General features: G+C 60.6%; 8 protein-coding genes and 1 pseudogene. 2 read left to right on the top strand and 7 right to left on the bottom strand.

Translation table 11 applies throughout. From position 1 onward, the window contains the following. The 6 genes from rsxE to rsxA all read right to left on the bottom strand — a co-directional run. On the bottom strand, positions 1-644 hold a 644-nt coding region (gene rsxE / locus ABYO54_RS12035; protein WP_372808500.1), incomplete at its 3' end, for an electron transport complex subunit RsxE. Beyond that, complete coding sequence (locus ABYO54_RS12030) at positions 641-1,309, bottom strand: RnfABCDGE type electron transport complex subunit G (protein WP_372808499.1); 669 nt, start codon at positions 1,307-1,309, stop codon at positions 641-643. The genes rsxE and ABYO54_RS12030, both read right to left, overlap by 4 nt. Positions 1,310-1,311: 2 nt before the next feature. After that, positions 1,312-2,307, bottom strand: a complete 996-nt coding sequence (locus ABYO54_RS12025; protein ID WP_372808498.1) for an RnfABCDGE type electron transport complex subunit D — start codon at positions 2,305-2,307, stop codon at positions 1,312-1,314. A 5-nt stretch (positions 2,308-2,312) separates the two neighbouring features. Further along, the gene (rsxC, locus tag ABYO54_RS12020) at positions 2,313-3,641 is read right to left on the bottom strand and encodes an electron transport complex subunit RsxC (RefSeq protein ID WP_372808497.1); all 1,329 of its coding nucleotides are present in this window, start codon (positions 3,639-3,641) and stop codon (positions 2,313-2,315) included. Next, positions 3,638-4,459: an RnfABCDGE type electron transport complex subunit B gene (locus ABYO54_RS12015; protein ID WP_372808496.1), complete on the bottom strand. Its 822-nt coding sequence runs from the start codon at positions 4,457-4,459 to the stop codon at positions 3,638-3,640. The genes rsxC and ABYO54_RS12015 overlap by 4 nt, the downstream gene beginning before the upstream one ends. Positions 4,460-4,588: 129 nt before the next feature. Beyond that, entirely contained in the window at positions 4,589-5,182 is a 594-nt protein-coding gene (rsxA, locus tag ABYO54_RS12010; RefSeq protein WP_372808495.1) for an electron transport complex subunit RsxA, read from the bottom strand. A gap of 275 nt (positions 5,183-5,457) precedes the next feature. On the opposite strand from rsxA, the gene ABYO54_RS12005 reads away from it, so the two are divergent. Then, complete coding sequence (locus ABYO54_RS12005; RefSeq protein ID WP_372808494.1) at positions 5,458-5,637, top strand: hypothetical protein; 180 nt, start codon at positions 5,458-5,460, stop codon at positions 5,635-5,637. Positions 5,638-5,789: 152 nt separating this feature from the next. Here ABYO54_RS12005 and ABYO54_RS12000 read toward each other — a convergent pair whose 3' ends face one another. Continuing rightward, positions 5,790-6,770, bottom strand: coding sequence for a lysophospholipid acyltransferase family protein (locus ABYO54_RS12000; protein WP_372808493.1), 981 nt, complete (start codon positions 6,768-6,770; stop codon positions 5,790-5,792). Here ABYO54_RS12000 and ABYO54_RS11995 point away from each other — a divergent pair. Further along, positions 6,760-6,978, top strand: a pseudogene (locus ABYO54_RS11995) (hypothetical protein); the annotation flags it as partial. The gene ABYO54_RS12000 and the pseudogene ABYO54_RS11995 sit on opposite strands and share 11 nt — an antisense overlap.

The raw sequence follows: 6,978 nt of genomic DNA, 5'->3' as shown, positions 1-6,978 counted from the left end.
ATGTTGCAGCTGCTGCAATCCATGGTGGCGGGTTTGTAGGACTTGCCCTCCCGCTTGGCCTTGCGGATGTTCATCAGGTTCATTCCGGCGAGGAAGAGGCCGAGGATGATGAAGGCGCCGGGCGCGGAGGTCATCAACATGAAATCGATGTCCCAACACGGGATCAACTTGATCTGGAAGAGCGAACCGCTCGCCAGGAATTCGCGGGTGCCGCCGAGGGCGACGAGCGCGAGCGTGAAGCCCAGCCCCATGCCGAGACCGTCGAACAGCGACTTGAGCACCCCGTTTTTGGAGGCGAAGGCCTCGGCGCGCCCCAAGACGATGCAGTTGACCACGATCAGCGGAATGAAGATGCCGAGCGCTTCATACAGCGCGGTCGGCGCGTAGGCCTGCATGAGCAGGTCCACGATCGTCACGAAGGTGGCAATGACCACGATGTAGACCGGAATACGGATCTTCTTCGGCACGATCTTGCGGATGGCGGAGATCGCGACGTTGCTGCACATCAGCACGCACAGCGTTGCCATCCCCATGCCGAGCCCGTTGGTGGCGCTCGAGGTTACGGCCAGCGTCGGGCACATGCCCAGCAGCAGCACCAGCACCGGGTTTTCCTTCCAAAGGCCCTTGCTAAATTCCTTCATCATTTTTCTGCTCCCGTGGAAAGTTGATCCAGATGATCGACGGCGGTTGCGCCGATGGCATGGACGGCGCCGCAGATGGCGCGGCTGGTGATGGTTGCCCCGGTCTTGCCGTTGATGCCTTCGCCCTTGTCTTCCTTATAGATGCTCCAGCGGTCGGCCTCGGCCTTCTTGCCGGCATACCAGTCGAGGTAGGCGTTCGGGGCAAGCCCGGTTGCGCTTTCGCCGCCCTTGAAGAGATCGACGATGGTCTTCTGCACCTTGCGGTCGGTCACCACCGTGCCCAGGCCGGGCGTTTCGCTGTTGGCGGTCACGATCACCTTGTCGACCGAGCCGTCGGTCTTGAGCGAGGCCATGACGGTGACGTCGCCGGAAAAGCCTTCCGGGGTGACGACCTCGCCGGCATAGCCGACGATCTCGCCGCCCTTGCGGGCGATGTAGTATTTGACGGGCCAATCGAGATCGGAACGGAGGACGACGGTTTCCGCGGACGGCACGTTGTCGAACTTGGGCAGCACCTGCTCAAGCGCGGCATTGGTTTTCTTCTGCAGGTTCAGGGCAATCGCCCCGGCCGTCGAATGGTTGACCAACGACAGCAGGGCCGCCGCAATGGCCGCCACGCCGCCGAGAAACGCCCCCAGCATGGGGATGTTGATTTTCTGCGTACTCATGGTTAGGCCTCCCCTTTCACCGGTGCCACATAGCCGAAAGGTTTACTGATGGTTACGCGGTCGATCAGCGGCGTTAAGGCGTTCATGAAGAGGATTGCGAAGCTGACGCCTTCGGGGTAGGCGCCCCAGAGGCGGATGAGGCTGGTGATCAGGCCGCAGCCGAAGCCGAAGATCCAGGCGCCTTTGTGGGTCATGGGCGAGGTCACCATATCGGTCGCCATGAAGAAGGCGCCGAGCAACAGGCCGCCGGAAAACACATGCACGAACGGCGAGTGGTAGACCTCGGGATTCAACAGATGGGCAACGCCCGTGATCGCGAAAACGGTGCCGATGAACATCAGCGGCACTTCCCATTTGATCAGCTTGAACGCAATCAGAATCGCGCCACCGACCATCAGCGCAATGGCGGAGGTCTCGCCGAGGCAGCCGCCGACGTTGCCCAGCAGCATGTCCTTCACGAAGGTTTCGCCGGGCGCAAGCCCCAGCGGCGTGGCGGCGGTGACGCCGTCGATGCCCATGTGCCACATATCCGGCTTGTCCCAGGTGGTCATGATGCCGGGGAAGCCGATCAGCAGGCCGACGCGGGCGACGAGCACCGGGTTGAACGGGTTGTAGCCGAGGCCGCCGTAAAGCTGCTTGCCGAGAATGATGGCCAGGAAGCCGCCGAGAATGCAGATCCACCACGGGGTTCCGGCATTGAGGTTCATGCCGAGCAACAAGCCCGTCAGGATGGCGGAGCCGTCCTTCCAGGTGGAGGAACGCTTCATCAGCTTGTTCCAGCCCTCTTCGATCAGGACGCAGGAGAACACGCAAACCGCGAGCACTTCAAGCGCGGCCAAGCCAAAGAAGAGAATGGCCACCGCGCAACCGGGCAGCAACGCACCGATGACGGTATACATGATCCGGGCGATGGTCGGCTTGTCCCGCATGTGCGGGGAGTTGCTGACCACCAGCTTCGCCGGATCCGGCAGTTGAACAGATTTGGTTTCTTCCGACATAAACGTTAACCCTTCTTCCTGAGTCTGGCCTGGATTTCGACCTTGGCCCGCTTGAACTGCTGGTTGAGCGGCCGATGCGACGGGCAGGAATAACTGCACGAGCCGCATTCGATGCAGGCCATTACATTGAGTTTTTCCGCCCAGTCGAACCGCTTGTTTTCGACCGCCTGGCTGATGGTGGCCGGCAGAATATCCATCGGGCAGCAATCGACGCAGCGGCCGCAACGGATGCAGGGTTCGGAGGTATATTGCGAAACTTCGTCGTTGGCGATCAGCAGTACGCCGGAGGTGTTTTTCATGACCGTCACGCCGAGCGAGCTCTGCGCAATGCCCATCATCGGCCCGCCGAGCAACAGCTTGGCAGGCTGTTCCTTGATGCCGCCGGCGAGTTCGAGCACCTTTTCAATGGGCGTGCCGATGCGGAGTTTCCAGTTGCCCGGGTCCACCACGGGCTTGCCCGTGACCGTGGTAATGCGCTCGATGGAGGGGATGCCCTTCACGACCGCGTCGGCGATGGCCGCGGCGGAGGCGACGTTCTGCACCACGCAACCGACATCCATCGGCAGCTTGCCGACGGGCACCTCGCGCCCGGTGATGGCGTAGATCAACTGTTTTTCGGCGCCTTGCGGATAGTTGACCGGCAGGCCCTGGACCTTGACGTTGTATTTCGCGGCGACCTTGTTCAGTTCCTCGATCGCATCGAGTTTGTTGTTTTCAACGCCGATAATGGCGCAGTCGAGGCCCAGGATGCGGGCGGTGATGGCCGCGCCGAGCACGACGTCCTCGGCGTTCTCCAGCATCAGGCGGTGGTCGGCGGTCAGGTAGGGCTCGCACTCGGCGCCGTTGAGGATGAGGGTATCGATCTTTTTGCCATCGGGCGGGGAGAGCTTGACGTAGGCCGGGAAGCCCGCGCCGCCCATGCCGACAATGCCCGCGTCCCAGACGCGCTGCTTGAGCTCGGCGGGGGCGGTGGCCCGCCAATCGGCGATGGGCTCGAAGGGGCTTCCCCATTCGTCGTTGCCGTCGGCCGTAATTTCGATGCAGGGCACGCTGATCCCCGTCGGGCCGGGCACTTTGTCGATGGCCTTGACGGTGCCGGAGGTCGGCGCATGCAGCGGCACGGAAACGAAGCCGCCCGCCTTCGCCAGCAGTTGGCCCTTCTTGACTTCGTCGCCCTTCTTGACGAGCAGCTCCGGCGGCGCACCGATGTTCTGGTGCATGATCACCTTGTAGGCATCGAGCAACGGGGCTTGCTTGATCGGCTTATGGGACGTGAGCGCCTTGGAATCGTTGGGATGGACGCCCCCCTTGAACTTGCGTGGCTTATCGCTCATTTGGAAGCTCCTTCATAGGCCCCGGCGGCGTGTTGCGAGTCGATGCGCAGGGCGGTGGTCGGGCACGCGGCGGCCTCGACCAGCGCGGGTTGCGGCGGGTTTTCGTAGTTGCTGCGGATCAGGAAACCGTCGACCAGCATGTGGTCCTCTTCGCCGGAGGCCTTGACGCACTTACGGCAGGCGATGCAGGCGGTCTTGCAGACCGTGCGCTTGACCGCGCCCTTTTCGGGCGAGTTGCAGTAGACGTGCACTTCGGCGGCGGCCGGCACCATGACGATCAAGTTCTTCGGGCAGGCGGCAACGCAGTTTTCGCAGCCGACACAGAGTTCCTTGTGGACGATGGCGAGCCCCTGGCGGATTTCGATGGCGCCGAACGGGCAGGCGTCGGCGCAGGAGCCGAATCCCAGGCAGCCGTAGTCGCACCCCTTGGCGCCGCCGGCAACGAGCACGGCCGAACGGCAGTCGCGGACGCCGTTGTAGAGCGAGCGGACGGTGTTGGGGATGTCGCCGCTGCAACGCACCAGCGCGACCCGCTTCTCCTTCTCTTCGGCCGAGATGCCGAGATAGTCGGCAATGTTGACCACGTCTTCCGGCGAACAGACCGGGCACTGGCCGGGCACGGCGTCTTGCGCGACGACCGCCTTGGCGAAGTCGGCGCAGCCGGCATAGCCGCAACCGCCGCAGTTGGCGCCCGGCAGCAGCTCGCCGACCCGTTCGATCCGCTCGTCCACTTCGACGGCAAACACCTTCGCGACGACGCCGATCACGACACCGAGAACCACACCGAGTATCCCTACGGCAATAATTGCAGTAATCATTAAAACTCCATTTCCCGCCTGCTAGTGTGTGCAGGATCGATTTTGACAAAATAATTACGGACAAAATGATTTTCCTGAACAACCGCAACTTTAATTATTTTGGCCATAATCATTTTGTCGAACAACCCGTTAAACAAGGCCCGAGAAGCCGAGGAACGCCATGGCGAGGATGCCGGCGGTGACGAGCGAGATGGCGGTGCCTTCGAAGGCTTCGGGCACATTGGCCAAATCCAGCTTTTCGCGGAGGCTGGAGAAGAGGATGAGCGCCAAGGCGAAACCGAGGGCGGAGCAGAAGCCGTAGATGGTGGCGCCGTACCAGGTGGACTGGATCGAGTCCGGCGCCGACTTGGCGTTGAGCACCACGCAGCCGAGCACCGCGCAGTTGGTGGTGATCAGCGGCAGGAAGATGCCGAGACTCTCATAGAGCTTGGCACTGAGCTTCTGCAACATGATTTCCACCAGCTGGACCAACGAGGCGATCACGACGATAAAGACCAGCGTCTGCAGATATTGCAGCTTCATCGGAACCAGCAGGAACGTGTTGATCAGCGAGCTGACCAGCGAGGCGAGGGTCATCACGAAGATGACGGCGCCGGACATGCCCAAGGCCGTATCCAGCTTTTTCGAGACCCCCAAAAATGGACAGATTCCCAGAAACTTCGACAGAACGAAGTTGTTCACCAGGATTGCCCCGATCGTTATTACGAGGAATTCGCTTAGCATAGTTTCATTCAACCCCAATCTATTTATGCACAAAGGAGATGGGATAATAACGTCGCACTCGACTTGGGCAACCCCGTTTCCCGTTTCGGCGCAATTTATAACCCGTTTCAATAACGCCCCCGCCGCGGGAGCCACCGCCCCGGCGACGCACCTTTCAATAAACATCATCGCATTAGATGTATTTAATTTCTCACATTGCAAAGAAAACGGTTTGAAATTGTATGGCTCACGACCTATACCTTTGCACTCTATCACCCAAAACACAGGAGCAGAGAATGACAACGAACCCAATTGGAAAAGGCACCAAAACCATCGGCATCAACATGAACGCGAAAATGGCGAAGGAACTGAACAGCCGCGCCGAGTCGATGCACCTTTCCGTCAGCAAGTATTGCAAGATCATCCTACAGCAGTGGGTTGAATCCGGCAACAAACTCAACCTGACCGAAAAATAGCCGAACCGGTTGACTCGCTTGCTTTTGACCGATGGCCCAAAGGTCGGGGACTCCTCCGTCCGCCAAGCCGTCCAACAGCGGCGAATCACGAACCGAGACTGCAACCGACCTCATCGAGGTCGGCTTTTTGAATATCCGCACCCGGACGCGCCCTAATCCTTGGCGCGCATTTTTCCGGAGAGCCCTTCGAGTTGCTTGGTTTTCCAACGGCGGTGCATCCAGATCCACTGCTCCGGCGCCTCGCGAACGGCGTCCTCGATCACCTTCGTGTAAAGCTGGGTGGCCGCATGGATCGTTTCCGGCTTGCGGTCCGCCGGGGGCTCGAGCATTGGATGCACCTTTAGACGGTAGGAACCATCGGGCTTGCGGTAGATGAACGCGGGCACCACCGGTGCCTGCGATTGCGCCGCCATGAAGGCCAACCCCGGCGACGTGCAGGCGGGCTTGCCGAAGAAATCGACGAACACCCCTTCGTTGCGCGTCATGTTCTGATCGATGATCATGCCCACGATTTCGTTGCGTCGCAGCGCCTTGAGGCAGTCGCGGTAGGCATGCTTGGTGGAGAGGAACGTCAGCCCTTCGTGGGTGCGTAGATTCTCGATCACCTGGTTGACGGCATCGTTTTTGATCCGTTTGACGATCACGCTCAACGTATGGCCAAACGCGACGGAGGCCATGGGCATCAGCTCGAAATTGCCGACGTGCGCCGTGAGCACCAGCACGCCCTTGCCGCGCTCCATCGCCTTATCCACATGCTCCATGCCGACGACCTCCACGGCCTGGGCCACCGTATCGATTCCATGGGAAGCGTACCAAATGAACTCCATGAAGTTGATGCCCTGCAAGCGGTACATGTCCCGAACGATGCGCTTGCACGCGCGCGGCGACAACGCCGGCATCGAGCGTTCGAGCGCCTCCATGGCATCGTCGCGGTGGTGGCGCAGCACATCGCCGAAGACGAACCCGACAACGCGGCCGCAACCGCGAACCATCGGCAGCGGCTGGATGGATACGAATTTGATCAGTGCGGTGAGAATCAATTTTATCATCGCGCGAAGGTGCAAGATTACGAATGCAGGAGCAACCGGAAAATGATGGTCTCGTGCACGCCGAGCCGCTATCTTGGCCGACATGATCACGAAACGCATATTCGAAACGACGGAAGCGCTGATCCTTGAAACGGAGGAGCTGTTGCGACAAACGCTGGGCACGCCCGGCAACCTGATGCTCAGCGGCGGCACGACGCCCTATGTCGTCTACAACCGCCTGGCGGCGGCCCCCTGCCCCGTGCATCCGCTACGCAACCTGCTTTTGAGCGACGAGCGCATGGAACCGTTCAGT

Source organism: Pontiella sp. (genome assembly GCF_041622395.1).
Taxonomy (GTDB): Bacteria; Verrucomicrobiota; Kiritimatiellia; order Kiritimatiellales; family Pontiellaceae; genus Pontiella.
The sequence above is the reverse complement of the archived record's forward strand: the minus strand, read 5'-3'. Positions and strand labels throughout refer to the sequence as shown.